General features: G+C 65.6%; 27 protein-coding genes and 1 tRNA gene. 17 read left to right on the top strand and 11 right to left on the bottom strand.

Annotated elements, in window-relative coordinates:
- Positions 1-32 precede the first annotated feature (32 nt).
- The 4 genes from ACFWFP_RS14975 to ACFWFP_RS14960 all read left to right on the top strand — a co-directional run bounded on the left by ACFWFP_RS14975 (position 33) and on the right by ACFWFP_RS14960 (position 2,462).
- Positions 33-272 carry a helix-turn-helix domain-containing protein gene (locus ACFWFP_RS14975; RefSeq protein WP_379295333.1) on the top strand — a complete coding sequence of 80 codons (240 nt, stop codon included), beginning with the start codon at positions 33-35 and terminating at the stop codon, positions 270-272.
- Entirely contained in the window at positions 265-1,515 is a 1,251-nt protein-coding gene (locus ACFWFP_RS14970) for a type II toxin-antitoxin system HipA family toxin (protein ID WP_379295331.1), read from the top strand. The genes ACFWFP_RS14975 and ACFWFP_RS14970 overlap by 8 nt, the downstream gene beginning before the upstream one ends.
- Positions 1,516-1,554: 39 nt before the next feature.
- Positions 1,555-1,722: a DUF4236 domain-containing protein gene (locus tag ACFWFP_RS14965; RefSeq protein ID WP_084472559.1), complete on the top strand. Its 168-nt coding sequence runs from the start codon at positions 1,555-1,557 to the stop codon at positions 1,720-1,722.
- Between the two features lie 164 nt (positions 1,723-1,886).
- Complete coding sequence (locus tag ACFWFP_RS14960) at positions 1,887-2,462, top strand: dihydrofolate reductase family protein (protein ID WP_379295329.1); 576 nt, start codon at positions 1,887-1,889, stop codon at positions 2,460-2,462.
- On the opposite strand, the gene ACFWFP_RS14955 is transcribed toward ACFWFP_RS14960, so the two are convergent.
- The 3 genes from ACFWFP_RS14955 to ACFWFP_RS14945 all read right to left on the bottom strand — a co-directional run bounded on the left by ACFWFP_RS14955 (position 2,444) and on the right by ACFWFP_RS14945 (position 4,141).
- The gene (locus tag ACFWFP_RS14955; protein ID WP_379295327.1) at positions 2,444-3,154 is read right to left on the bottom strand and encodes a helix-turn-helix domain-containing protein; all 711 of its coding nucleotides are present in this window, start codon (positions 3,152-3,154) and stop codon (positions 2,444-2,446) included. The two genes, ACFWFP_RS14960 and ACFWFP_RS14955, sit on opposite strands and share 19 nt — an antisense overlap.
- A 59-nt stretch (positions 3,155-3,213) precedes the next feature.
- Complete coding sequence (locus ACFWFP_RS14950; protein ID WP_379295325.1) at positions 3,214-3,585, bottom strand: hypothetical protein; 372 nt, start codon at positions 3,583-3,585, stop codon at positions 3,214-3,216.
- A gap of 91 nt (positions 3,586-3,676) precedes the next feature.
- Entirely contained in the window at positions 3,677-4,141 is a 465-nt protein-coding gene (locus ACFWFP_RS14945) for a DUF4232 domain-containing protein (RefSeq protein ID WP_379295323.1), read from the bottom strand.
- A gap of 228 nt (positions 4,142-4,369) precedes the next feature.
- Between ACFWFP_RS14945 and ACFWFP_RS14940 the strand changes: the two genes are divergently transcribed.
- The 5 genes from ACFWFP_RS14940 to ACFWFP_RS14920 all read left to right on the top strand — a co-directional run bounded on the left by ACFWFP_RS14940 (position 4,370) and on the right by ACFWFP_RS14920 (position 8,393).
- Positions 4,370-5,512 carry a serine hydrolase domain-containing protein gene (locus tag ACFWFP_RS14940; RefSeq protein ID WP_379295321.1) on the top strand — a complete coding sequence of 381 codons (1,143 nt, stop codon included), beginning with the start codon at positions 4,370-4,372 and terminating at the stop codon, positions 5,510-5,512.
- A 64-nt stretch (positions 5,513-5,576) separates the two neighbouring features.
- Positions 5,577-6,218, top strand: coding sequence for a type IV toxin-antitoxin system AbiEi family antitoxin (locus tag ACFWFP_RS14935; protein ID WP_379295319.1), 642 nt, complete (start codon positions 5,577-5,579; stop codon positions 6,216-6,218).
- Positions 6,215-6,358 carry a hypothetical protein gene (locus ACFWFP_RS14930; protein WP_379295317.1) on the top strand — a complete coding sequence of 48 codons (144 nt, stop codon included), beginning with the start codon at positions 6,215-6,217 and terminating at the stop codon, positions 6,356-6,358. The genes ACFWFP_RS14935 and ACFWFP_RS14930 overlap by 4 nt, the downstream gene beginning before the upstream one ends.
- Positions 6,359-6,592: 234 nt before the next feature.
- On the top strand, positions 6,593-7,483 hold the full coding sequence (locus ACFWFP_RS14925) for an exodeoxyribonuclease III (protein WP_379295315.1): 891 nt from the start codon (positions 6,593-6,595) through the stop codon (positions 7,481-7,483).
- Positions 7,484-7,730: 247 nt separating this feature from the next.
- A complete protein-coding gene (locus ACFWFP_RS14920; protein ID WP_379295313.1) occupies positions 7,731-8,393 on the top strand; it encodes a pentapeptide repeat-containing protein in 663 nt (220 codons plus the stop codon).
- 1,004 nt (positions 8,394-9,397) lie between these two features.
- Here ACFWFP_RS14920 and ACFWFP_RS14915 read toward each other — a convergent pair.
- Positions 9,398-9,808, bottom strand: a complete 411-nt coding sequence (locus ACFWFP_RS14915; RefSeq protein ID WP_379295311.1) for a hypothetical protein — start codon at positions 9,806-9,808, stop codon at positions 9,398-9,400.
- Between the two features lie 14 nt (positions 9,809-9,822).
- Here ACFWFP_RS14915 and ACFWFP_RS14910 point away from each other — a divergent pair, with 14 nt between their 5' ends.
- The 5 genes from ACFWFP_RS14910 (at position 9,823) to ACFWFP_RS14890 (ending at position 13,260) form a co-directional block, all read left to right on the top strand.
- Positions 9,823-10,509, top strand: coding sequence for an MspA family porin (locus ACFWFP_RS14910; protein ID WP_379295309.1), 687 nt, complete (start codon positions 9,823-9,825; stop codon positions 10,507-10,509).
- Positions 10,510-10,796: 287 nt separating this feature from the next.
- Entirely contained in the window at positions 10,797-11,135 is a 339-nt protein-coding gene (locus ACFWFP_RS14905) for a WXG100 family type VII secretion target (RefSeq protein ID WP_379295307.1), read from the top strand.
- Positions 11,135-11,437 carry a WXG100 family type VII secretion target gene (locus tag ACFWFP_RS14900; RefSeq protein WP_379295985.1) on the top strand — a complete coding sequence of 101 codons (303 nt, stop codon included), beginning with the start codon at positions 11,135-11,137 and terminating at the stop codon, positions 11,435-11,437. Before ACFWFP_RS14905 ends, ACFWFP_RS14900 begins: the two co-directional genes overlap by 1 nt.
- Before the next feature lie 5 nt (positions 11,438-11,442).
- Positions 11,443-12,885, top strand: a complete 1,443-nt coding sequence (locus ACFWFP_RS14895) for an EndoU domain-containing protein (protein ID WP_379295305.1) — start codon at positions 11,443-11,445, stop codon at positions 12,883-12,885.
- A gap of 15 nt (positions 12,886-12,900) precedes the next feature.
- Positions 12,901-13,260, top strand: coding sequence for a hypothetical protein (locus tag ACFWFP_RS14890; protein WP_379295303.1), 360 nt, complete (start codon positions 12,901-12,903; stop codon positions 13,258-13,260).
- 262 nt (positions 13,261-13,522) lie between these two features.
- On the opposite strand, the gene ACFWFP_RS14885 is transcribed toward ACFWFP_RS14890, so the two are convergent.
- From ACFWFP_RS14885 to ACFWFP_RS14865, 5 genes are all read right to left on the bottom strand, one after another.
- Positions 13,523-14,980, bottom strand: a complete 1,458-nt coding sequence (locus ACFWFP_RS14885) for a hypothetical protein (protein WP_379295301.1) — start codon at positions 14,978-14,980, stop codon at positions 13,523-13,525.
- Positions 14,981-15,554: 574 nt separating this feature from the next.
- Positions 15,555-16,202: a Uma2 family endonuclease gene (locus tag ACFWFP_RS14880; RefSeq protein ID WP_379295299.1), complete on the bottom strand. Its 648-nt coding sequence runs from the start codon at positions 16,200-16,202 to the stop codon at positions 15,555-15,557.
- A 32-nt stretch (positions 16,203-16,234) separates the two neighbouring features.
- Positions 16,235-16,307: transfer RNA gene (locus tag ACFWFP_RS14875), tRNA-Arg, on the bottom strand.
- A gap of 73 nt (positions 16,308-16,380) precedes the next feature.
- Positions 16,381-17,145, bottom strand: a complete 765-nt coding sequence (locus ACFWFP_RS14870; protein WP_379295297.1) for a DUF1542 domain-containing protein — start codon at positions 17,143-17,145, stop codon at positions 16,381-16,383.
- Between the two features lie 94 nt (positions 17,146-17,239).
- Positions 17,240-18,382 (bottom strand): acyl-CoA dehydrogenase family protein, encoded by a 1,143-nt coding sequence (locus ACFWFP_RS14865; protein ID WP_379295295.1) that lies wholly within the window; start codon positions 18,380-18,382, stop codon positions 17,240-17,242.
- Positions 18,383-18,454: 72 nt separating this feature from the next.
- Here ACFWFP_RS14865 and ACFWFP_RS14860 point away from each other — a divergent pair, with 72 nt between their 5' ends.
- The gene (locus ACFWFP_RS14860) at positions 18,455-18,832 is read left to right on the top strand and encodes an ArsR/SmtB family transcription factor (RefSeq protein WP_379295293.1); all 378 of its coding nucleotides are present in this window, start codon (positions 18,455-18,457) and stop codon (positions 18,830-18,832) included.
- Positions 18,833-18,945: 113 nt separating this feature from the next.
- Positions 18,946-20,580 (top strand): long-chain fatty acid--CoA ligase, encoded by a 1,635-nt coding sequence (locus ACFWFP_RS14855; RefSeq protein WP_379295291.1) that lies wholly within the window; start codon positions 18,946-18,948, stop codon positions 20,578-20,580.
- A gap of 172 nt (positions 20,581-20,752) precedes the next feature.
- Here ACFWFP_RS14855 and ACFWFP_RS14850 read toward each other — a convergent pair whose 3' ends face one another.
- A complete protein-coding gene (locus ACFWFP_RS14850; protein WP_379295289.1) occupies positions 20,753-21,145 on the bottom strand; it encodes an SCO5389 family protein in 393 nt (130 codons plus the stop codon).
- Positions 21,146-21,217: 72 nt separating this feature from the next.
- Positions 21,218-22,264: an NAD(P)H-dependent flavin oxidoreductase gene (locus ACFWFP_RS14845; protein ID WP_379295287.1), complete on the bottom strand. Its 1,047-nt coding sequence runs from the start codon at positions 22,262-22,264 to the stop codon at positions 21,218-21,220.
- Between the two features lie 266 nt (positions 22,265-22,530).
- On the opposite strand from ACFWFP_RS14845, the gene ACFWFP_RS14840 reads away from it, so the two are divergent.
- The gene (locus ACFWFP_RS14840; protein ID WP_379295285.1) at positions 22,531-23,397 is read left to right on the top strand and encodes a M23 family metallopeptidase; all 867 of its coding nucleotides are present in this window, start codon (positions 22,531-22,533) and stop codon (positions 23,395-23,397) included.
- Positions 23,398-23,756 lie beyond the last annotated feature (359 nt).

Genomic DNA, 23,756 nt, shown 5'->3' with positions numbered 1-23,756 from the left:
CCTGACGTCTAAAAGGTAGTCAAGGAGGCGTCGTGGCCTATACCGGCAAGGTGACAGGTGCGGAATCGCTCGGCCGAATCCTGCAACAGGCGCGGTTACTGAGCGGTTTGAGTCAGCGTGAGCTCGCCCAGCGCCTCGGCACCACCCAGCGCTACATCTGGGAGATCGAAGCGGGCAAACCCTCGATCTACACGGATCGGCTGTTCGCCATGATGCGCGAGACGGGGATGGAGCTCACCGCCACCATCGAGCCGAAGGGCGACCGTGGCTGACCTCGTTATCGAGTTGTACGACACGCGCATCGGAACTCTCACCGGGACCTGGCAAAACTTCGACTTCGTCGCGGATCCGGCCGCGGTCGACAAGTTCGGGATCGACAGCGCGATCCTGTCCGTGTCCATCCCGCTGGCGGCTGTTGCCACTCGATCGCGTAAAGGAAGGCGGCAGAACTTCTTTCGCGAACTCCTTCCGGAGGGACGCATGCTGACCCGAATGGCAGCGGACGCAGGAGTATCCGAGCGGGACGTGATCGGATTGCTGCGGCGATATGGTCGCGACATCGCGGGCGCACTCCAGATCTGGGACCCCGAAGCACCCGGCGAGCCGAAAGAACCTGCGCTGCAGCCGCTGTCCGATACCGAGGTTGCGAACATGCTGGTCAACGTCGCGGATAATCCGTTGGGTAACAAACCTTTCGGTGGCAAGACCTCCTTGGCGGGCGTGCAGGACAAGATCGTCCTCGCTCGCACCGGCGGTGGCTGGAATCGCGTGATCGATGGTTATCCGTCGACGCATATCCTCAAGCCGGAGGCCCGCGACCACCCGACTGCCATCTATGACGAGGAGTACGGTGCGCGCTTCGCCCGTGCGGTGGGATTGGCGGAATTCGGCACGGCGATCAGGGAATTCGACGGCACGCCCGCGCTTGTCGTCGAACGGTACGACCGGTCCGCGCAATCTCCATCCGGGCGAATCCATCAAGAAGACTTCAGTCAGGTACTCGGCGCGGGTGGGGACCAGAAGTATCAGATATTCGGCGGAAAAGTCAGTACCAGCCGCATCGCCGGTGTTCTGTCAGCTGTCGCTGATCAGGCGTCCATGGAAAAGCTGCTCCGGATGACGACGTTGTCCGTCGCTCTCGGCAACCTCGACATGCACGCGAAGAATGTTTCTCTGCTGCACCACCTCGACGGGTCGATAACCCTTGCCCCCGCCTACGACGTCGTCCCGCAGGTGCATCAGCCCAATGACGGTGAGATGGCGCTCGCGGTCGATCGCGAATACCGCCACCGAGTCATCACGCGAGCTCATCTGATCGCCGAGGGCGAAGCATGGGGACTGTCCGACGCTGACCGCATCATCGACAACACCCTCGCCGCCGTGTCGGACATCGTAGCCACCGAAATGCCGCACCCGTCAGCGCATCCGGCCCTGGTTGCGGATATCGCCCGCTTCACCGGCAACCTGATCGCGGGCCGCGCGGCTGGTGACCCCGCGGAAACAGGTGGGGCGTAACCGGATCGGTTATCCTGGTGGTGATCAGGGAGGCTGCTCATGCCCATCAAGTTCCGTCAGCGCAAATCCTTCGGACCGCTGAAGTTCAATTTCACCCAGTCGGGCCTGTCGTCCTGGGGCATCAAAATCGGCCCCTGGTCCTGGAACTCCCGCACCCGCAAGAACAGCGTCGACCTCCCCGGCCCCCTGAGCTGGCGCCAACGCTGATCGGGCGCTGCCCGAGTCGCTCGTGTGCCCACCGCGGCTGAGGAACACTGCTGCCGTGACAGTCGCTCCGAACGCTCGTGTCGGTTTCGTCCAAGACAGCGCGGGGGAGCGTTCCCTAGGCTGATCACAGGTCGTTTCCGACGCTCGGATTCAGGAGGATTGTGATGGCACGCGAACTGGTGTACACGGGATTCATGTCGCTCGACGGCGTGGTCGACTCGCCGGGTGGGAAGGTCGAGGGCCATCGCAGTGGCGGGTGGGTGATGGAGACCGAGTTCGTGCCGGAGGCGTTTTCGCTCAAGGGCGAGGAACTCGCCGACACCACCGCGCTGATGTTCGGCCGCCGCAGCTACGAGGCGTTCGCCCCGATCTGGCGCGATTCCGAGGATCACGCGGCCTACAAGGAACTGCCCAAATATGTCGTCTCCTCGACGCTCACCGACGACGCGCTGATCGACGGCTGGGGCGAGATCACCATCCTGCGCTCGACCGCGGACATCGAAAAGCTGAAGCAGACCGACGGCGGCCCGATCTACATCCACGGCAGCGCCGAACTGGCACAGCGACTGTCGGACGCCGACCTGATCGATCGATACAACCTGCTCGTGTTCCCGGTGCTGCTCGGCGCGGGCAAGAGCCTGTTCGGCCGGGCCGACCGGCCCAAGCAGCAACTGCGCCTGCGTGACTCGGCCACCTACTCCAACGGCGTCGCCAAGATGGTCTACGACGTAGTGCGCTGAGTGAGGTCCAGCGCGATCGCACCGCTGCCGCCCTCGCGCAGCTGCCCCGCCGTCCGTCCGACGAAGCGGCGCAGTGCGCGGGCGAGGTGGGGTTCGTCGTAATAGCCGAGCTTGTCGATGACATCGGCCGGCGCCTCGCCCGCGCTCAGCAGCACCGCCGCGGTCCGGGCCCGCTCGATCTGACGGACCGCGCCCTGGGTGAGGCCCGTCGCCGCCCGGAAGCGACGCTCGAGCGTGCGCTCGGTGATCGCGGGCGTCAGACCACGCAGGGTGTCGGCGACCAGGGCATCGCGGATCACGACGCCCTGGCCGACCAGCCGCTCGACCAACGCTTCCGCGTCGTCGACGCGCGGTGTTTCCCATCGGTCGCCGTCCAGCCAGAACCCCCGCGCGGTCACATCGGGCAGCACGATCCCGCTGCCGACCAGGGTCGTCGCGGTTACCGCGCGCAGCGAGGTGCCGACCGCGAACTGGATGCCGACGAAGTCGGCCCCCTCGGGGACGGGCGCGGTGCTGGTGGCGACTTCCGGCCCGGTGACCGCCGCGGACGGCACACCCTGCTGCTCCCAGAACACCAATCCCCAGGTCTGGCTCGCCACGGACGTCATCTCCGCGACCTGCTCACTCCGGCAGGTCCAGACCGACTCCACCCACGGCGAGTCCGATAGCCGGGTCTCGAACACCAATCCCACCGTCGCGATCCTAATCGCGCGGGTTGTCGGATTTCGGCGAAGTCGCCCTGGTAGGCGGTTTATAAAAGCGGCAGGCAGGAGCTTCCGGTATTCAGACCGCGTCCTACGACCTCGACCGTGATGTAGTCCGTCGAGGTGTATTGCCCGGGCTTGAACTGCTGGGCGACAAGGTTCTGACGACCGGTGTACTCGGGCGTCCAATCGAAGGTCGCGGTGCCGTTTTCCGGATGGTAGACGGCGACCCCGAGCTGTTTTCCGTTCCCGGGGACCGAACCGCCGCTGATGCCGATGGTCACCTCCCCGGCTTCGGAAACCGGTGCGTCGACACCGACGGTCACCGTGTACGAGCAGCCGGTGCGCAGGCCCTCAGCAGGCTGCTCCACACTCACTCCGGTCACTGCCGCGGTCGCATTCGGTGCGGCGGTCAGCATGGGCACGGCGCCCAGCAACACAGCGAAGCCGAATCGGCGGGTCCGAACATTCATGGTTTTCCTTCCTGCACGTGGTTCAACGATCGCACGATCAGGCCGGCCGCAGTGGGCCGATGAAGGTACCCGCGTGGGTGGCGGCGTCCTGGCGGGCGACGCTGCCGACCTGCGGCCACGGCACCCGCAACTGGGTGGTGGTATCGGGTGGGGTCAGCACGATCGCGGTGGGGGTCCAGCCTTCGGGTCCGTCCGAGAGATAGGTGAGTTCGCTGCTCACGGCCGCGCCGGGGGCGACCGTCACGGGGGCGAAACCGGTTTCCCGGCGTGGCAGCGAGTAGTTCGGCCCGTAGGCCGGATGGTCGGGCCCGGCCAGGTCGACGCCCGGGTAGCCCTGGACCAGGCAGCTCTGCTGGGACGTGTTGGTGAGCACGATCCGCAGGGTGTTCTGCTGACTCGAGGGCGCCGAGTGCTGGGTGGTCGCGGTCAACATCTCGGCCGAACAGATCGGCAGCTGTGCGGAACCGACGGCCGGGGCCATGAACGTCGCTGGAACTGCCACTGCCACAACCGCTATCGCTCGCTTCGCTATCACCGTGAAGTTCCTTCCGTGCAGACTTCCATTCGGGACGTGGGTAGATCGAGGCGTCGAGCGTGTCCGTTAACCTCGCTAACGAAGTTCCCCGTGCACGGTGTGGGTATACCCCGGGGTGAGGCAGCCGCCGTACCGCAGCGTGATGCCGAGGGGCGTGTGGCATCGATAGGTTCCCAGTGATTCGAAAGGGGAGCGATGCGATACACGATCGTGGCCGCGGTGCTCGCGCTGGCCTTGACGGTCAGCGGATGTGACGCCGAACCCGGCGCGGACACTCTGCAACGCGACGTCGACGCGATCGCGGCGCTGGGAACCGCGGGAGTGCAGGCCAGGGTCGTGGGCCTCGGAACCGATCGGACTGCGGTAGCGGGTCACTCGGACACTGGTGCACTGGAGGAGGTTTCGTCCGATGGGTACTTCCGGATAGGGAGCTTGACCAAGACCCTGGTTGCCACAGTGGTTCTCATGCTCGTGGGCGAACGTCGTCTCTCGCTGGATGACACGGTCCAGCGCTGGCTGCCGGATATGGTGCGCGGCAACGGGAACGACGGTACGCGGGTGACCGTTCGGCACCTTCTTCAGCACACCAGCGGTATTCACGAAAGCCCACCCGAAATGGCCACTGCCGAGGACTATTACCGGCTCCGCTATCAGGTGCGCGATCCGCGAGACACAGTAGCGGCCGCCATGGGGCACGCACCCGATTTCGCACCGGGTGCGGGGTGGTCGTATTCCAATGTCGGCTACGTTCTGCTCGGCCTGATCATCGAGCAGGTCGGAAACCGGCCCTGGCACGACGAGATCTCCGCGCGGATCCTCGAACCCCTCGGACTGCGTGACACCCGCTGGCCCGGCGACGCGCCGACACTGCCCGCCCCCCACGCGAACGGCTACCAGCAATTCGAGGTCGACGGTCCGCTGATCGATGTCACCGAACTGGTCGACGCCGACGCCTCCGCCGGCTACCTCTCCACCACCGCCGATGTCGGCACCTTCTACCGAAGCCTGCTCGGCGGAAAACTGCTACGACCCGAAGAGCTGGCCCAGATGCGCACCACGGTGCCGGTCGACGGCGTCACCGAGCTGGTCTGGCCCGGTGCGGCCTACGGCCTCGGCCTGTTCGCCGTGCCGCTGTCCTGCGGCGGCACGTATTGGATGCACAACGGCGGTCAGACCGGATTCCTCACCAACGCCGGAGTAACCGACGACGGTGGCCGAAGCGCCGTGGTCTCACTGTCGGCCGCTCTCGCTGTCGGTGAGAACGTCACGCAGAGCAAGGGATTCGCGCAACTGCGGGCGGTCAACGAACTGGTGGACCACGCGCTCTGTGAGAGGTAGGCCGGCCGTCTCCAGGTCGGCTTGGTCGAGTTGGGCGGGCGGAGTACTCTTGCCGGGAGGTGTGATGGCTGAGCATCGCAGCACCGTGTTGCCCGGCGAACTCTGGCGTGCACCCCTTCGAACCCTTCGGCCGCAGGACTTGGCCGACATCTACGCACAACCTCGCCCCGAGATCGCGCGGCTCGTCGATCGGGGTGTGCTGCACCGCGTTGCTCACGGCTATTACGTGATCGTCGCGCCGGAGCAGGTCGGCCGACCTTGGCTGCCCGCTCTGGAGGCCGTCGCCGCAGGTATCGCGACATCGATCTACGGGCAGGATCAGGCCATCGTCATGGGAATCAGCGCGGCTCGCGTGCTGGGAGCCGTGCCGCGTGCGCTGGCAACCGCGCTTGTCGCCGTTCCGCGCCAGCACCGGGCGATCGCGCTGACCGATCGCCCGGCGCAAGTCCGGTTCGTTCGCCGCGATACCGAAGCGCTCGACGCCGAGCGTATCGAAACACCGCTGGGCCCCGCGCTGGTCACGACGCCGGAGCAGACCGTGCTCGATCTGGCCCGACGCCCGGAGCTGGGCAATGCCGAGGCAGAGGTTCGTCAGGCGATCGAGACGCTCTACCGGCGTAGCGATCCGGTACGACTCGCGCAGCTCGCGAATGACCAGCGCCTGGGTGCGGCGCTTCGGCGCGCGCAAAGCTGGGTGGGGGCATGACGATCGACGAACACGACAGTGTCGCAGTCCAATTCGGCGTCTCCACGGAGCAGGTCGAACGCGACCATCTGATCTCCCATCTGCTCGCGGCAATCAGCGCAAGGTCGTACGGACCGCGACCGTGGACCAGTTCCCGGTGAGCGGGGTGCCGAAGTTGTGGAACACGGCTTCGCGGGTGACGATCTGGGCGATCGCCGGGTCGGTGTCGCACGCGGCCGGCAGAATGCCGAACTGGTCGTAGAGCCGCTCGCCGGGGCGGGGTAGTCGCGCACCGACGAATAGCCTGTGCTGATTCGGGCGGAATACGACCGGTTGCAGGTCGCGTACCGGAGCTGCCCGGGTGGGAGGTATGGGGGCTCCGGCACAGTGTTGCCATGGGTTCGTCGGTCGCTGACTCTTTCACTGTCGCCACTTTCAATGTCAACGGAATCCGCGCGGCACGTCGTCGTGGATTCGACCAGTGGTTGCAGGCGCGGTCGGTCGATGTGGTCGCGTTGCAGGAGTTGCGTTGTCCCGCATCAGATGTGGGCACCTTCCCGGGCTATTCGGCGGCGGTGGATGTGGGTTCGGTGGCCGGTCGTAACGGTGTGGCCGTACTGACGAGGGTTTCCGCCGCTGCCGTGCGGACGTGGGTGGCCCACCCACCCAGGTCCCGCGGACTCGGTGAGTTCGCCGCCCAGGGACGCTATATCGAGGTGGATCTGGCCGACCGGCCGGTGACGGTTGCCTGTCTGTATCTCCCCAAGGGTGGTCTGCCCGCGCATCTCCAGCGCCCGGGATCGATGCGCGAACTGCCCGACGGTGGGGCCAAGTACGAACGGAAGCAGAGGTTCCTCGCGGCGTTCGCCCGCGAAGTGCACCGGAACCGGCTCGCGGCGCTGAGCGCGGGACGCGAGTTCGTCCTCACCGGGGATCTGAACATCGCGCACACCCGACATGATGTGACCAACTGGCGTGCCGCCCGCACGATGGACGGCTTCCTGCCTGCCGACCGCGAGTGGTTCAGTTATGTTCTCGGCACGCGCCGGCTCGTCGACGTGGTGCGACAGGTGCACGGTGACCGCCCGGGTCCACTCACCTGGTGGAGTTGGGCGGGTCGATCGTTCGCCAAGGATGTGGGTTGGCGAGTGGACCACCAACTCGCGACGCCCGGTCTCGCCCGCCTCGCGACGTCAGTTGTCGTCGACAAGGAACCGTCACCCGCCGAGCGGCTCTCCGATCACGCGCCCCTCGTGGTGACCTACTCGGCGATGCCTGACCGATAAGTTCTGGTGCCCTCGGCGGGGCACATCGACAATGGGAACGCGTTTGACCTGGGGGTTTGCTCCGGTCAGCTGGTGATAGAAGCAGATTTAGCAACCCTCAATCTGATGAGAAATTTGTCAAGATGATCAATAAAGACCTCGCTGACGATGGGAATGTCCTAATTGATCCTGACGGAATGTCGCCGGCGCGGCGTGCGCGATTGGAACAACTATTTTCTGAACATCCCGAGTGGGAAGGAAAAGCAGTATGGGGCAGTTGATTTATGGCCGGACCAGGAGCGATGTCAAGCGTTGGCCTTCTGGCCCTGCGGCTCAAGTGGCTCTGGGGCTCTACCTGGATCAATTGCCACCGGTGTCGATGTCGATGTCGGCATCCAATCTCTTCAATGGGGACGGTCTGGACCTTTCCCGCTCTGATGTATCGGGTTTGTTCTTGGAGGGCGCGTCCTTGAATGGGGCCGATCTGACTTCGGCATGCGTATCCGATGTGGATCTGTATACGGCGTGGATGATTTCGGCCGATTTGCGTAATGCTGATTTCAGTCGTAGCGATCTCCGCAAGGTCGAAGGTCGTGGCTGTTCGGCATCTGGTGGTATTTTCTGTGATGCCCGTCTTCAGAGCGCGGTCTTCGAGGATTCGGACTTCCGGCGTGCAAATCTGGTTGGTGCTGACTTGCGGAGCGCAAGCTTTGCGGATGCCGATCTCGGATCCGCCGATCTGCGAGGCTGCGAGTTTTCTTCGACAGACTTTTCGGACGCACGAATGGGCGGATGTTCGGTGGCAGGCGCTTCGGGGTCCATAATTGGTCCAGTGGATGTCGGAGTGAAATCGGCTATGGTTCTCGCGGGTCTCGAGCTCAAGAAATGGTTCAGCGAAAATGGGGCTGTGGATGTCACGATTCGATCGTGACCCGGCTGTCATTGACTCCGAACTTTCGAAGGCGAGGAAACATGGAAGACAACTCGGGTGACCCTGTCGAATCTCTCAGGTCCGGCAATCCCGACAATCAGGTAGCCGCACGGGCGTCATCGACGCTGCACCTGCGGAACGAGTAATCGGCTCACCATCGAGGTGGACTGGATCGGGTGCTTCGGCATCGGGGTGTTCTTGAGCTGATGCACAGCTGGCCAAGTCCGTGGAACCGGCCGCTGCGCGCCGCGAAGGACATGGTGCCAGGACTAACCGGTGCCGGTGAGAGGCCCGGACGCCGATATCCCGTGTACCGATGCGTGCATTCCCATGTTCCTTGTGCACTGCCACTCCAGAGGGACGAACGCGCTTGACCTGGACTGTCGTGTGCGACCTTTGTCGGAATCGCGAGGAAAAGGTCGTTGACCTGCGAAATTAGTGTCGCAGGTTTGTGCCCTCGGCAGGGCACACAAAACATGGGCAACCCGAAAACGCCTGGTCATCGCGGGTTCTTACACGATCTAGCGATCCCGGTGCACCGGTGTCGATCCTATCGCGTTCTGCGGTCTTCGAATGGTCGACGGGTGATCGAAGCCGACTATCAACTGTAGATCGGGCCCGGTGGCGGCAGGTTTCTGGTTCGAGTCCAGATGGGGGAGCGCAACCACCAGGTCAGGCACGGGTCACCGTGCCTGACCTGGTTTCGTATGCGGGCCGCGACCAAAATTACGCCAAGAATTCCGGTCCGTACTACTGGTGACGACCGTAGGTCAAGCCCACCGGCCCAGCCCTGGCTGCCGAACCCGCGTAGGCGGTCACCCAGCCGTCACCAGCCCACCCGCAACCCTCAGTATGGGTCCCGGTCACCAACCCGCCACCCGCCTCGCCGACGACGAATGGCAGAAGCGCGCCTACACCCCCTCCTACTGCCGCTCCTTCCTTACCTCGCGGCGTCCGCGGGCGCGCTCGGTTGCTGACCGGGGGAGGGGGCTTCGGCACCTTGGTCAAGCTTGAACCCGAGCGGGAAGCTCAATCCCCTTAGCGTCGCGCACTTGTTCGGACTTGCGGTCCAGCGACCACTCGATTGCTGAGACACCGATATTGGCCCATCTGGCCCGGATGTCCTCGAGCACAACGTCGATGAGGTCAGGCAAATTACTTCCGTGCTCGGTGAAGGTCACGCCAAGGCCAGGCGCCGATTCGCCTTCTGATTCCTGCTCACCCCATTGCGCACTCCAGAATTCAGGCGCACCGTCCTGGGGCTCGAACCAGTTGATCTCGACTTCCATCGTCACTGGTCCTATCTTCTCGGAAGCATCTGCTGCAGAGACAGGCCGCAGATTCGCGCCGGGCCGGGAGGCGGCCTTCTGGGCAGCTCGTTCACGTGCACGACGCTGCTGACGAGTTTCGGTCATCCCTCGATAGTGGAGTGGGGTCGGCTGGGCGGCAACCTTTTCAGCCAATCGGGGTATCGCGGCTACGTCGCGCTGCTCAAGCTCTACCTCGCGCGCGCCGGCTGGCACTGGTCGGTCTCGCCGCGGCCGTCGCGGTCTCCTTCGCCGCGGGCACCGCGCACGCCGCGGTGGACAGCGCCTCGGTGGTGGTCGACGCCAAGCAGCGCACGATCAGCGCGATTCTGTCCGACAATGTCATCCGCGGGTACGCTCCGCTGGACCGCAATCCGCTGACCCGCCAGTGGACCCATGACGGGGTGGCCGAGTTCACCGTCACCGGGGACAAGGCCGAGGAGTTCACCGGAACCATCAAGATCGGGTACCTGATCGGGTACCCGGCGACCTTCGGCGGCAAGATCAAGGTCAGCCACAGCACCCCGTCGTTCGGTTTCAATGTCGACGGCGCCGAGTCCAGCCTCGGTTTCAGCGGCAGCCTCGTCCCGACTCTGACCGCGGAGATGGAAGTCGGTTTCGGACCCGGTGTCCGGCAGGTCGAGGCGGCGTCGGGCAAGATCAGCGGCGCGACCGGCAAGATCAGCATCGTCAACAATCTCGGCACGGTGACCGGGGTCGTCGGTCCCGCCAGCATCCAGCCCTATGTCACCGTGGTCAGCGACTCCGGCGACACCGTGACCACCTTAGGGCGAGTTCAGGACGTCTGAGTCACTCGGGCCCGGTTGATGGCTTCGGCGATCGACCGGGCGACCTGCCCAAGTGCCCGCCACCTCGGCAACTTCCGCACCGGCGTCGGATCCGAACCCGTCGCGACCGACAATCCTACAATTCGTCGGGCAGTAGCGTGAACGCCTTGTGCTCGGTCAGTGGGCGAATCGCCCGGAAGGCCCGGTCAGGCTGGCTGGGCTCGATTCCTTTGGGCAGAGACCTCGTCTGTTGCAGCCCCACGCTGCCGTGTCTAGGCTGACTCCGATAGCCTGAGAACGGGGGAAGCATGGCGGGTGAAAACGATACTTCTGGAACAGTTTTCGCGATCGTGCCGGGTGAGGTGACCGATGCCGGTGTCTATATCCAGCAGATCGCGGAATCTTTGATCAACGGGCTCGGCACGCTCGACCGCGAGGTATCCACTGTCCTGGACAATTGGAGCGGTGCGGCGGCCGAGGCGTTCGAGGACGGTTGGACTGAAACCAAGAAGGGTGCCGCAGACGTACTGAACGCCCTCACGACGATGGGCGAACTTCTGGGCATCGCAAGCAAAGCCGTTGTCGGTCAGGATATCTCGAACTCCGGTACTTTGAGTTCACTCGACCTACCACAATTGAACATGTGATGGCCGACGACTCCCGCGACTTCACCTTCGACATCGATGAGTTGGACCAGCTCATCAGCCGCGCCAATGGATTCATCGGCTTCCTCACCGAAAGCCTCGACGGCATCAACAACCGAATCGCCTCCATCCAGCAAAACTGGCAGGGGGCCGCTGCCGACGCCCAGGAGGAGGCCTACCGAGAATGGGCTTCCGGGGCTGCCACGGTAATTGAAGGGCTCGCCCAGATGTACAATGCCGCCGTCACAGCCCGCGACGCCTACAGTGCGGCAGCGGAAGCCAACTTGAGAATGAGCGGTGGCTGACTTCTATGGGCGCAGTCTCGCCGCAGTCCTATGACAGCGCGGCCACGGCGTGCTACGACTTGTCGGAGAAATTCCAAACGGTCTACGAAACGCCGCAATCTGTACTCTTAGAAACAAACGCGATGGCCGGCGGCTATGGAGCAGTCAAGTCGTGGTCGAAAGTCTACGACGACCGTGCCGCCGCTTTGACAATGGTCGCTACCAATTTCGCGCGAGCCCTGCAACGCTACGGGGACATACTGACAGCGTCGAGCTACAACTGGAAGTCCGCAGAATACACAGCCAACCGCGGTACCAACAAAGGCGACCCACCATCGTTGCCCACCGGCATCCCGTCGGAGCTACCCTACGGCGCGAGCGCAGTAGTCGGTATCGCGTCGTCAGGAGCCTATTCCAACGGACTTCAGACAGACTGGACCGAACTGCAGGACAAGGTCACCACGCTTGTCACCGGCGGCCAAGTCCCCGACGGGGATACCGACAAACTTGCACGCTCCGCGACCATGTGGAAGACCTTCGCCAATTCAGACCCCCTCGAATACGGCGTGGCACGGCTACTAACCGTCGCCTCAGGGCTGGAACAAGGCTTCGGACCCAAAGTCCCGGACGACATCCCGAACCATGTAGCAAACCTTCGCAAGCTCGCTGAAAAACTCCGCGAAGTCCGTACCGCCGCCCATGACATCGCCAACGCAGTCGAAGCCCACAACGTGGCGTTGACCAAAATGCGCGCGGACATCAATACGCAGTTCGCAGCAGTAGTTGTGGTTACCGCCATATCGATCGGGCGTTCGATGGTAAATGTCAAAGAGCAGCCAGCGAAGGAAAAGGCGCCGAGCAAGCAGCAGTCGCAGTCGCCCAACGACAACAAAGTCGAGATAGATATCGACTTCCTGAACGACGCGGCTTGGGCCATAGCCGGGCCCGCCAACACATTCCTCGCCACCCTCAGCACCCTCACTTTCACCACCGCCACGCTGACAAACGGCGACCTCCTGGCCATCGTCGAGTTGCCGATAGTTGTCACCACGGTGGACCCGGTACAATCCACCAATGGCCTCGGATCCCAATGGAGTACGGTATCGGGGCCTGTTCCGAGCAGTATCTCTATCACCGAGCTCAGGAAGATTCATATCCTCGACGGAGACGGGAGCGACGACGTTAACAGCGGAGGGCATGCGCCTGGGACAGGCATGCCAGGTAAGACCGAATTCCCGGACAATAAGACTTGGACGGACGACCATATTATCAATAGCATTCAAGATGTTGCTAGGAATCCCGATCAGGTTCCTGTTCTTCAGAAGCACGGAACTTGGTTGGTCACTGGTACGCGGGATGGTGTTGTCATAGAGGTCGTCGTCGACACGTCGGGCAACATCATCACGGGCTATCCGGTAAGTGGTCCGGAGGTGTATAAGAACGACGCAAATGGCAACCCGATCAAATAGAACTAGGTGACACTGATGGATTCTGATGATAGGCCCAGCACTCGGCGCAAAAGGCGCCAGTTCACTCCGGAGCAGAAGGCTAAATTAGCCAAGCTGAACAACGATTCCCGGGAACTTCTAGAACGGTTCTCGGACCGCCTTCGGCCCGAAGCGCTAGCTCAGTACCGAACTTTTAGTGAGGTCGGCGAGTGGACGTTGTTGATCGATAACCTGTGCGCCACTCTGGTGAAAGATAAAATTTTGGTCAGCGCGGCCGAGCGTGATGCCTTAGCTGATCTCCTGCCATTGTTTGGAAACCCTAAAGAAAATTCCTCCATGTTTTATATAGAGAGTTATGATCGGGTGCTTGCGGAGTTGAATGTGGGCCACGAATAGAGCTGGATGTCGAAAGCCGCTGATTCGAGGGTGAGCAGGTGGGCGTGACCGGGCAGGATGAGGTCATGGGCCAATGCCGCTAACTGGCTCGCCGTCGCTAACGCGCTGACCTCGAGCCCATACTGCACTGACATCGCGCGCCACTGGGCGGCTGCCGATCAGCAAGCTCGCCGACGACGCACGAGCGCACGGCGCGAGAATCGCGGTGCTGGTCAGTGCGGTCCTGCCCCGGTCGAGGTCGCGCAGTAGGGGCGGTTTGGGGTCAGGGCTTCGACGTTCTTGTTTGACCCCCGGTGGCCAGCAATAACCGCCCGACTCGATCCCTGAGCTGAGTCACCAGGCCCGGTCGATGGCTTCGGCGATCGACCGGGCGACCTGCCCGAGGACCGGGCCGTCGCGGACGACATCCATGTGGCCGCCCTGCATCTCGATCACGTCGGCCCCGTCCACCAGTCGCAGCCAGCCCGGCAGCTGGTGGGCGGTCTCGGTCGCGACGAATCAGCGCGGGACCCGGCCGTTGGCGCAGACGCGCGCGGTTCTGGACGCGCAGCCCGATCTCGTAGAACAGCTCCTGTTGCCTGCCGACCGGCCGGCGTGATCCGCCGGCCACATACCAGACCGCACCGGCCACGGCAGCGGTGCCGAGCACGACATCGAACCGCCAGAACGTCAGCAACTGCCACGCCGATGGCGGCCGTGTCACATCGAACCCGATGAACGCCTCGTGCGCGGTGAACGGGCGCCCGGCGAACGCGGGAGCGGGGCGCATCCCCGCAAGAGCGAACAACGCCACCGCCAGCATGGCCGCCGCGCCGCCGACCGGGTGCGCCGAAGACCTCCGGGCCACCGTGAGCATCGTCGCCAGCAGCGCGATCCCGACCAGCACGATGCGGCCGTACCCGCTGGCGATCGCCGCCGACGGTGGGATCAGCAGCGCGACGAGTACCGCCCCCGAACCGCACGCGACCCCGGCGCAGATCGTGACCAGGTGCCGGGTCCGCGTCGCGGCGGCCGCGCCGTCACCGCCCATCCGAGGCGTTCGCGCACCGGTACACCACAACAGACCCACTGGCACCGAGATCGCCAGCTGGAACAGGATCACCGCACCCGTCGCGTAGTCGTGCCCTGGCCCTTCCCCGGCATTGCCGACCACGACCGGAGCCAGCACCCCGACACCGGCGACGACCAACGGCACGACAGCACCGGTCCACGACAGCGTCCACCGCGCCACCGCGGTCACCACCACGGCACACACCGCGACCACGATCCACGCCTTGGGCTTCTCCGAGGCATCCATGAGCGCCGGCAGCGCACCGATGCTCACCATGTCGCCGACCCGCATACCCGCGATGTCGGCGGCCGACACCGGAATCATCGCCACCGCGCACAACGCCCACACCGCCGCCGCGCGCTCGACCACCCGCCAACCGGCGAACCCGGCGAGATCGACCCGCCCGTCCCGGGCGGGGCCCGTGCAGCTCAGGACGTACACCAGTCCGCCGAGCGCCACCGCCCCCGCCACCATGGCCGCAGTGCGCAAGATTCCGTACAGCAATGCCTGTATCAAGCCCGGGTAGGCAGTACCGGCTTCCAGATACGGCATCGGTCCCGCGGTCACGACCGCGGCGACCACGGATCCCGCGGTGGCGAGGACTACGCCGCACCCAACCGCCCGGCTCGGCCTGTCACCAGCCTTGTCCGGCCCACATCCCTCGCTCACCCGCAGTTGGTCGGAACGGCACTCCTCCCGGTTCCACGATCGATTGAATGTGACCACCGACATGGTGTTCCGTATCTGACCACCAACGCACACACCGGAGAACTCTCCATCGCGCCGAAGAACCTCGCCACCCCCGTATGGACCTCGCTGATGTGGCGACCGGGCGATCGGACGTGCTCGGCTGGACGAGCCGGTCGCCGATGATCACGCTGCATCGCAACCTGCGACGGGACGGGTTCGCCCAGAAACAGTACGCCGGCTGTTCGTCGGCGGACCGGGCCTGCGATGCGCCTCGTCACGCCGATCTGAAGCGATCTGGCACGGCCGCCGAGCAGGTCAGACCGAATTGTCCTACTCATCGGAGCGGAATGCACGCAGATCGCGCCGATCGAAGTCGACGTCCGCCCGCTCAGAGCTAGCACCCTAGGGCACGTACCTGCGACCTGTGCCCTGGGGATTCTTGTTCGCCCGGTTTGCATCTCTCCATAAAAATGGCCCTGACCTGCGCAAATAGTGCGCAGGTTGGTGCCCTCGGCAGGATTTCAACCTGCGACCACCGAAACGGGCAGGGTGCTCAATAGGCGAGGTCGGTCCAGGCGAGGGTGAGGGGGAAGGGGTGGTTCAGCTCGACTTCGGGGTGGACGGTGGGCGACCATTCGCTGACCAGGGCGTATTGGCGCGGTCGCAAGGGAGTGACGCCCGCGGGTAGGTCGGTGGGTGTCGCCAGGACGTAGGTCAAGATGGTGTCGATGCGCCGACCTTCCCGGTCGAGCAGCACCTCCCAGTATTCGCTGATCCCGGCTTCTGCGTAGCGCGCTTGTTTTGTCAGCATTCGACCGATGTGGTTGGACGGGGAAAGTACTTCGCCGACGATGACAACGTCCTCGGCGAAAATCGGCGTCCATGGTTCGTCGGGGCAGTGGTAGACCATGAAATCCGGGGTGAGGAAGTCATCTTTGGAGGGGCTCAGGAACACGTTGGTTTCGGTGTCCACCTGCCAGCATTCACCAGGACGGGCCTTCATGCTGCGTCGCGCGGCGTTCTCCAGTGCGTTGCGCAGGCGGGTAGCGAAGCGCTGGTGCTCTGGCGGACCGGTGCGAACCCAGACCGGATGCCCTCTGATCAGTTCGATACGTTCGGACTGGTCCGGGGGGAGGGCGCTCAACTCGGCCCAGGTCATCCGATCGGGCAGTGGGGGGAACTCCGTTGACGGATTCGACATCGTCATTCCTCCTCGCACCAGGCGAACTCCGGTGCCCTCGGCAGGATTCGAACCTGCGACCTACCCTTTAGGAGAGGGTTGCTCTATCCCCTGAGCTACGAAGGCGTGGCCAGGCTCGGCTGGCCGAGCTGAGTATAGCGTGGGGTCGGGTTCGGTGGCAGAGGCCCGGTGGGCGGGGTCAGAAGCCGCCGAAATCGCCGCCGCCACCGCTGTCGAAACCTCCGCCGGTGTCATAACCCCCGTCGCCGCCGGTGTCGCCGGGGTCGAAACCGCCCTGGTCGTGGCCGGGATCGGCGCCTGCTTCGCCGGTGCCGTCCTCGAACGCTTGCGCGTCGTAGCCGACGCCGCCCATTCCGGCGAACAGCGTCGTGAACAGCAGTGCCGAGCCCGCGCCCCAAGCTCCGGCGATCAGCGCGGGCTTCCACCACGGCTCGGAGTACCACCCGGCGGGGACGGGACGACCTGCCACGCGGCCGCCGGGGAAATAGTTCGGTGTCCCGGCGGAGGGGGCGGGGGAGGCGGTGATCGAGCGGCCGTTGTGGGCGATGGTGCGCTGCTCGTCGACCTGACCGGCGATGTCCTGGCCGTCGATGGCCGGGATCGGCGGGCCGGGGTCCATGTCCATCGCGGTGCGGGCGGCGCGAATGTAATAGAGGCCCTCCGTGGCGGACTGCTTGGCCAGCCGGGCTTGGGCGGGGGAGCCGGCGCGGTCGATCTGGCCGCCCGCGGCGTTGTACCGTTCGGACGCGTCGGCCAGGGCCTGACGTGCGGCTTCGTTGCGTGGGGACAGCTGGTAGACCTGCCCGCCGAGTCGCTCGATGGTCGCCCGCGCGTCGGCCTGTGCCTCCTCGAGCTCGCGCGCGTTGCGCTTGTTCTGTTCGGCGCGCAGGTACAGCAGAGCACCGACGCACACAATCACGATCACGATCAGCCACCACAGCATCGCGCGCCTCATTTCGTCGAGGTGTCGAGATGCCATTCAGTTTACTGATCGGTTGCCCGAACGCGCCGACCCGTATTGATCAGCGCGTTGCCGATTAGCTACCGGCGAGGTGGCGGGCGATGACCAGGCGCTGGATCTGGTTCGTTCCCTCGAAGATCTGCATGACCTTCGCTTCGCGCATGTAGCGCTCGACGGGGAAGTCCTGGGTGTAGCCGTAGCCGCCGAAGACCTGGACTGCGTCGGTGGTCACCTTCATGGCCGCGTCGGTGGCGACCAGTTTGGCGACCGAAGCCTGGCGTGAATACGGCAGGCCCGCATCGCGGCGGCGGGCGGCGTCGAGGTAGGTGGCGCGGGCGGTGTCGACGGCGGCGGCCATGTCGGCGAGCACGAAACCGAGGCCCTGATGGTCGATGATCTTGCGGCCGAAGGCTTCTCGTTCCTTGGCGTAGGCGACGGCCTCGTCGAGCGCGCGCTGGGCGACACCGGTGGCGACGGCGGCGATGCCGAGGCGGCCCGCGTCGAGCGCGCTGAACGCGATCGAAAGTCCCTGTCCCTCTTCACCGATGCGACGTTCGGCGGGCAGGAACGCGTCGTCGTAGGCGGCGGTGGTGGTGGGGATGCCGCGCAGCCCCATCTTCTCCTCGGGCTTGCCGAAGCTCAGGCCCTCGGTGCCGGCGGGGACGAGGAAGCAGGAGATGCCGCGCGAACCCTCGCCGGTGCGGGCGAACAGGGTGTAGAAGTCGGCGCGGCCGCCGTTGGTGATCCACGCCTTGGTGCCGTTGAGGGTGTAGCCGCCGTCGACGGGGGTGGCGCGGCACCGCAGCGCGGCCGCGTCGGAACCGGCGTGCGCCTCGGAAAGGCTGTAGGCGCCGATGGTTTCGCCCGACAGCATGCCCTCTAGCCATTGCTGCTTCTGCTCGTCGGTGCCGTAGGTGAACAGTGGATGGCAGGACAGGCCGTGCACGCTCACGGCGACCGCGACGGCGGCCCAGCGGCTCGCGATCTCCTCCAGTACCTGGAGATACACCTCATAGGGCTGCGCGCCGCCGCCGAATTCCTCCGGGTAGGGCAGGCTGAGCAATCCGGCCGCGCCGAGCGCGGGGAACACGCCGTCGGGGAAGACGCCGGTCTTCTCGCTCTCGGCGACCCTCGGCTCCAGCACCTTGTCGGCGATATCGCGGGTCAGTTCGATCAGGTCGCGCGCGTCGTCGGTGGGCAGCATCCGGTCAACAGCCATGCTCGTCACAGTATCCGTCGTTCACTTAGCCGGCCGTGGCGAGGCGAACCCGCACGGCTCTATTATCTGCGCATGAATGCAGATGATCGTTCGCCCCTGGCCGAGGATCAGGTGGGGTTGGTGGTCGAGGTGTTCCGAATGCTGGCCGACCCGACCAGGGTTCAAGTCCTCTGGGCGCTGGCGGATCAAGAACTCTCGGTGAACGAATTGGCGAGCCGGGTCGGCAAGCCGGGCCCCTCGGTGTCCCAGCATCTGGCGAAACTGCGGATGGCCAGGCTCGTGCGCACTCGTCGCGAGGGGACCACCATCTACTACAGCCTCGACAACGATCATGTCCGCAGCCTGGTCGTCGACGCGGTACACAACGCTGAACATGCCGGTCCCGGAGTGCCGTCGCACCATAGGGGCCCCGATGGTCAGCCGCCGCACGCGCCGCCGCCTGGTTTGTGATGACGAGCCGACCTGCAGGAATGTTGTCGGAGGAAACGATTGCGAGCCCCAAACCTTTCGGTAGCATCCGTTGTGACGTGGCTCATGCCACGGCAGGGACTGAAGGAGCACCGATGCTGAGCACCATGCAGGACGACCAGCTCTCGCTGGCCAAACTGCTCAACTATGCCGCAACTTTCCAGGGCGATTCGACTGTGTCCACATGGACCGGTGACGGTGTTCGCACCATGACCTACCGTGAGCTCGGCGCCGATTCGGCCCGGCTGGCCAACGCGCTGCGCGGTCTCGGCATCGCGGAGGGTGACCGCGTCGGCACCTTCATGTGGAACAACAACGAGCACATGGTCGCTTACATCGCGGTGCCCGCGATGGGCTCGGTGCTGCACGCGCTCAACATCCGGCTGTTTCCCGAGCAGCTGGTCTTCGTCGCCAACCACGCCGAGGACAAGGTCGTGCTCGTCGACGGCACGCTGGTGCCGCTGTTCGCGCAGTACCTACCGAATCTGAAGACCGTCGAGCACGTGATCGTCGTGAACGGCGATCCCGCCGGGCTCACCGCGCCCGAGGGCGTCACCGTGCACTCCTACCGCGAGCTGCTCGACGCCCAGTCCGCCGACTTCGACTTCCCGGTCGTCGACGAGCGGTCCGCCGCCGCGATGTGTTACACCTCCGGCACCACCGGCGACCCGAAGGGCGTCGTCTACTCGCACCGCTCCAACTGGCTGCACGCGATGCAGGTGAACTCGCCCAACGGCATGGGTTTCCAGGGCTCGGACTATGTGCTGGCGATCGTGCCGCTGTTCCATGCCAACGCCTGGGGCCTGCCGTACGCGGCACTGATGTCGGGCGCCAACGTCTTGATGCCGGACCGCTTCCTGCAGCCCGGCCCGCTGCTGGAGATGATGGCGGCCGAGAAGCCGACCTTCGCCGCCGCGGTGCCCACCATCTGGGGCGGCGTACTGGCCGCGCTGGCCGCCGCGCCGCAGGACATCTCGCACCTGCGCACCGCGGTCGTCGGTGGTTCCGCGGTGCCGCCCGCGATGATGCGCGCGTTCGAGGAGAAGCACGGCGTGCGCATCCTGCACGCGTGGGGCATGACCGAGACCTCCCCGCTGGGCAGCGTCGCGCACGCGCCCGCGGGCGTCAGCGACGACGATGCCTGGGAGTACCGCTACACGCAGGGTCGTTTCCCGGCCAACGTCGAGGCCCGGCTGGTCGGCGACGACGGCAAGGTTGTCCCGAACGACGGTGAGTCGCTCGGCGAGCTCGAGGTCCGCGGCGCGTGGATCACCGGCTCCTACTACTCGCCCACCGGCGCGGAGATCGACCCGGACAAGTTCGACGACGGCTGGCTGCGTACCGGCGATGTCGGCAAGATCAGCGCCAACGGCTACCTCACCCTGGTCGACCGCTCCAAGGACGTCATCAAGTCCGGTGGCGAGTGGATCTCCTCGGTGGATCTGGAGAACGCGGTGATGGGCCACGCGGCCGTCGCCGAGGCCGCGGTCATCGGTGTGCCCGACGAGAAGTGGGACGAACGCCCGCTGGTCGCCATCGTGCTCGCCGACGGCGCTGCCGCCGAGGCCACCGAACTGCGCGACTACCTGGCCGACAAGTTCGCCAAGTGGCAGCTGCCCGAGCGCTGGACCTTCATCGCCGAGGTGCCGAAGACCAGCGTCGGCAAGTTCGACAAGAAGCGCCTGCGCGCCCAGTACGCCGAGGGCGAGCTGGACGTCGTCACGGTGTAGGACAGCGAAACGGCGGGCGTGGAATCGCTTCCACGCCCGCCGTTGTTGTTCTGTGCTGTTTCGCGGCCCGCCCGATTCTGGACTGACCAGAGGGTGCGACGAAGGAGTGCCCGTCGGGAGGGAAGAATCGGGGCCCGAAGGGCCGCGATCCGCGGCGCCAGCCGCCAAACAATCAGCAGTTGCGCAGCTCGGGGCTTTGGTTCAGGAGCTGGGCGCGGGGGCTGATGTAGGTGGTGTAGGTCTCCCCGCCGACGGCCGACAGCGGGAACGCCGCGACCCGATGGCAGTTCTGGAAGGCCAGCTTCACACCGAAGTGCCGTTCCAGGCCGCCGCGGATGGCGTCGGAGGCCAAGGCACGCAGCAGTTGCCCGCGAGCCACCTCGTCCGGCGGCGGAATCCGGTTGTCGGCGTATTCGTCGGTGCCGCTACGCAGGTCGTCGGCTACCCGGCTGACCACCTCCCAGGCGTAAGGCAGTGAGGTGCGGACGCATTCGACGAATTCGGCGTCGTCGATATCGCCTTGTTCTGCGCGTTCTAGTAATGCGGCGGGAACATCGAGGGACATGGCGCTCTCCTCCTGCTTGGGGGGTGGTCGGCGGGATGCGATGCCAGGTCCGAGTCTAAACGAAATTCGTTGTCAATAACCCTGGATTCGTTCCGAAAGTGCTTTTCGGAGTGCGCTTTTCGCGTCAGCGGCCAGGTCGGTGACCAGTTCGCTTGCCGGTTGCCCGGTGCTCAGCGAGTGCGCTTGCCCCGCCCACAGATTCACTTCGTCGGTGTTGCCGCCTGCCCGCGCGGCGGCCCGCAACGGGGCAGTGGCGTAATGGATTTCGGGGTAGGCGGCCGGCGCGTCGGCGGTGTGATCGACGAGGAAACGGTTGCGGATCCCGCGGGCGCGACGTCCGGTGAACGCGCGCGTGAGCATCGTCGGTTCCGGCGTCCCGATCGCCCCGCGATGCACGGCGTTGGTGCCCGCTTCCGGGCAGCGCAGCAGCGCGGTGCCGATCTGGGCGGCCGCCGCACCGGCCGCCAGCACCCCGGCCACACCCGCGCCGGTGGCGATGCCGCCCGCCGCGACGAGCGGGCGCGAGGTGACGGCGGTGAGCAGCTGGATCAGGGTCAGCAGGCCGGGCGGGTCGATCGGGTCGCCTGCGGGATCGTCGAGGAAGCTCGCGCGGTGCCCACCCGCCTCGGCGCCCTGGGCGATCAGCACGTCGGCGCCCGCCTCCACGGCGGTCAGCGCCTCGGCGGGGGAGGTGACCGTGACCCACACCTCCGAGCCGACCGCGTGCAGCCGGTCCACCTCCGCCGCGCTGGGGCAGCCGAAGGTCGTCGAGACCACGGCGACCGGATCGGCGACCAGCAGATCGAGCTTGTCGTCCCATCCGTCGGTGTCGTGCTCGGGGGTGCCGATCGGGAATTCGGCGCCGAGTTCGGCGAGGTAGGTGGCGTAGACGGCCGGGTCGGCCACCACGCCGGGCGCGAACAGGTTCACCCCGAACGGCGCCGTGGTGGCGGCCCTCGTCGCCTCGATCTGTGCTGCCACCGCGTCGGTGCCGAGGTATCCGGCGGCGAGCTGGCCGAACCCGCCCGCGGCCGCGACGGCGACCACCAACTCGGGTGTGGACGGGCCGCCCGCCATGGGCGCGGCGACGATGGGGACAGTCAGGGTCTCGATCACCATGGGTCGAGTCTGGTCGGTCGGGGCCGTGTTCAGGCCCGGTGACAACGCGTGTGATGGGCCGGACACCGTGATTGTTACTGTGCGGCACGTCATCTACCTGCGATTTCGTGACAGAAGGTTGCGGAATGGTCACGGCCGGGTAGAGTTCCCGTCACAACGTATGCCGAACCGTTACACATAGTTCGGCATCGGAGAACATCCAGGTGGTCTCCGGGCCGGTCGCAGACCGGTTTCGTTTCCTTGTTGTCGGACGCTAGGACGAGATCTTGTCGCAGCACCGTGTGGGTCCCGAATCCATCTCCGTGCAGGCCCTGCTTGCGAACGCGGATGGCCGGAGCCCGAGCAGGAGCAGGCACCGCGCCGAGGCGTCGCGTTCCGATCGTGTCCGGGTCGCCGCCAGTGCCGCGGTCGCCGCGGGCGCACTGGTCGGCGTCACCGCGCAGATCGCCCCGGCCCTGGCCTTCGCGGCCCCGCTGCTGCCGACCCACGACGACAGCGTCGAGGAATCGGTCGTCCCCGAGTCGGCCCGCCAAGATGTCGACCTCGTCGCCGCGCAGGAAGTCGCCGCGCACGTGGAGACCCCCGCGCCGGTGACCGCGGTCGCCGCGCCGATCGCCGCCCCCGTGGCCGCGCCGTTCGGCATCGGCAACCTGCCCCCCGAGATCTCCGGTCCGCTGTCGCAGGTCGAGGACATCCTCCAGGGCATCCAGCACCAGGTCGCGCCGCCGCAGGCCACCCGCCCGGTCGCGGGCCCGATCAGCTCCGGCTTCGGCTCGCGCTGGGGCGCCATGCACTACGGCCTCGACTTCGCCGATTCGATCGGCGCCCCGATCAAGTCCGTGTCCAACGGCACCGTCATCGAGGCGGGCCCGGCGTCGGGCTTCGGCCTGTGGGTACGGGTGCTGCACGACGACGGCACCACCGGCGTCTACGGCCACGTCAACGAAATGCTGGTCAGCGAAGGCCAGCGGGTCAACGCGGGCCAGGTCATCGCGACCGTCGGCAACCGCGGCCAGTCCACCGGCCCGCACCTGCACCTCGAGATCTGGGATCAGGGCGGCGCCAAGATGGACCCGATTCCGTACCTCGCTTCCAAGGGCGTGCCGCTGGAATGGGGCCCTTCCGCGCACTGAGTTTCTGGAGCGCTGGCGCGCTCGAGTTCGCGGCCCCGCCGGTCACGTCGATCAGGCACCGTTGCTTGCTCCTTCGTCGCCTACGCAACGGCACCTGATCGACGGGACGGCCGCGAACCGCCGCTACGCGGCGCCCCTCCCTAAGGGTCGGGGTATGCGGTGTGCTCTGACAGCGTTAGCGAGTGACGGTGGTTCTTATGAACCCCGTCACTTTGCCGTTGGTGGGGGCAACACGTGCCAGGGCCGGGCCGATAGTCCTCTGGGCCCCGAGCACCGGGGGCACGCTGACTCGGACATTATGCGACCGATCTATATGATGACTCGATCTGCACGGTGCGGGGCAGCCGCACGTGCAGGCG

The sequence above is a fragment of the Nocardia sp. NPDC060249 genome (genome assembly GCF_042728755.1).
GTDB lineage: Bacteria > Actinomycetota > Actinomycetes > Mycobacteriales > Mycobacteriaceae > Nocardia.
Note: the sequence above shows the minus strand (reverse complement) of the source record. Positions and strands in the feature narration are given on the sequence as shown.

Excerpts from the sequence above, each read along its gene's own strand:
- ACFWFP_RS14965 (WP_084472559.1), top strand. The coding sequence starts at position 1,555 with ATGCCCATCAAGTTCCGTCAGCGCAAATCCTTCGGACCGCTGAAGTTC.
- ACFWFP_RS14960 (WP_379295329.1), top strand. The coding sequence starts at position 1,887 with ATGGCACGCGAACTGGTGTACACGGGATTCATGTCGCTCGACGGCGTG.
- ACFWFP_RS14950 (WP_379295325.1), bottom strand. The coding sequence starts at position 3,585 with ATGCTGACCGCCGCACCGAATGCGACCGCGGCAGTGACCGGAGTGAGT.
- ACFWFP_RS14940 (WP_379295321.1), top strand. The coding sequence starts at position 4,370 with ATGCGATACACGATCGTGGCCGCGGTGCTCGCGCTGGCCTTGACGGTC.
- ACFWFP_RS14935 (WP_379295319.1), top strand. The coding sequence starts at position 5,577 with ATGGCTGAGCATCGCAGCACCGTGTTGCCCGGCGAACTCTGGCGTGCA.
- ACFWFP_RS14930 (WP_379295317.1), top strand. The coding sequence starts at position 6,215 with ATGACGATCGACGAACACGACAGTGTCGCAGTCCAATTCGGCGTCTCC.
- ACFWFP_RS14925 (WP_379295315.1), top strand. The coding sequence starts at position 6,593 with ATGGGTTCGTCGGTCGCTGACTCTTTCACTGTCGCCACTTTCAATGTC.
- ACFWFP_RS14920 (WP_379295313.1), top strand. The coding sequence starts at position 7,731 with ATGGGGCAGTTGATTTATGGCCGGACCAGGAGCGATGTCAAGCGTTGG.
- ACFWFP_RS14915 (WP_379295311.1), bottom strand. The coding sequence starts at position 9,808 with ATGACCGAAACTCGTCAGCAGCGTCGTGCACGTGAACGAGCTGCCCAG.
- ACFWFP_RS14905 (WP_379295307.1), top strand. The coding sequence starts at position 10,797 with ATGGCGGGTGAAAACGATACTTCTGGAACAGTTTTCGCGATCGTGCCG.
- ACFWFP_RS14900 (WP_379295985.1), top strand. The coding sequence starts at position 11,135 with ATGGCCGACGACTCCCGCGACTTCACCTTCGACATCGATGAGTTGGAC.
- ACFWFP_RS14895 (WP_379295305.1), top strand. The coding sequence starts at position 11,443 with ATGGGCGCAGTCTCGCCGCAGTCCTATGACAGCGCGGCCACGGCGTGC.
- ACFWFP_RS14890 (WP_379295303.1), top strand. The coding sequence starts at position 12,901 with ATGGATTCTGATGATAGGCCCAGCACTCGGCGCAAAAGGCGCCAGTTC.
- ACFWFP_RS14880 (WP_379295299.1), bottom strand. The coding sequence starts at position 16,202 with ATGTCGAATCCGTCAACGGAGTTCCCCCCACTGCCCGATCGGATGACC.
- ACFWFP_RS14870 (WP_379295297.1), bottom strand. The coding sequence starts at position 17,145 with ATGCTGTGGTGGCTGATCGTGATCGTGATTGTGTGCGTCGGTGCTCTG.
- ACFWFP_RS14865 (WP_379295295.1), bottom strand. The coding sequence starts at position 18,382 with ATGGCTGTTGACCGGATGCTGCCCACCGACGACGCGCGCGACCTGATC.
- ACFWFP_RS14860 (WP_379295293.1), top strand. The coding sequence starts at position 18,455 with ATGAATGCAGATGATCGTTCGCCCCTGGCCGAGGATCAGGTGGGGTTG.
- ACFWFP_RS14855 (WP_379295291.1), top strand. The coding sequence starts at position 18,946 with ATGCTGAGCACCATGCAGGACGACCAGCTCTCGCTGGCCAAACTGCTC.
- ACFWFP_RS14850 (WP_379295289.1), bottom strand. The coding sequence starts at position 21,145 with ATGTCCCTCGATGTTCCCGCCGCATTACTAGAACGCGCAGAACAAGGC.
- ACFWFP_RS14845 (WP_379295287.1), bottom strand. The coding sequence starts at position 22,264 with ATGGTGATCGAGACCCTGACTGTCCCCATCGTCGCCGCGCCCATGGCG.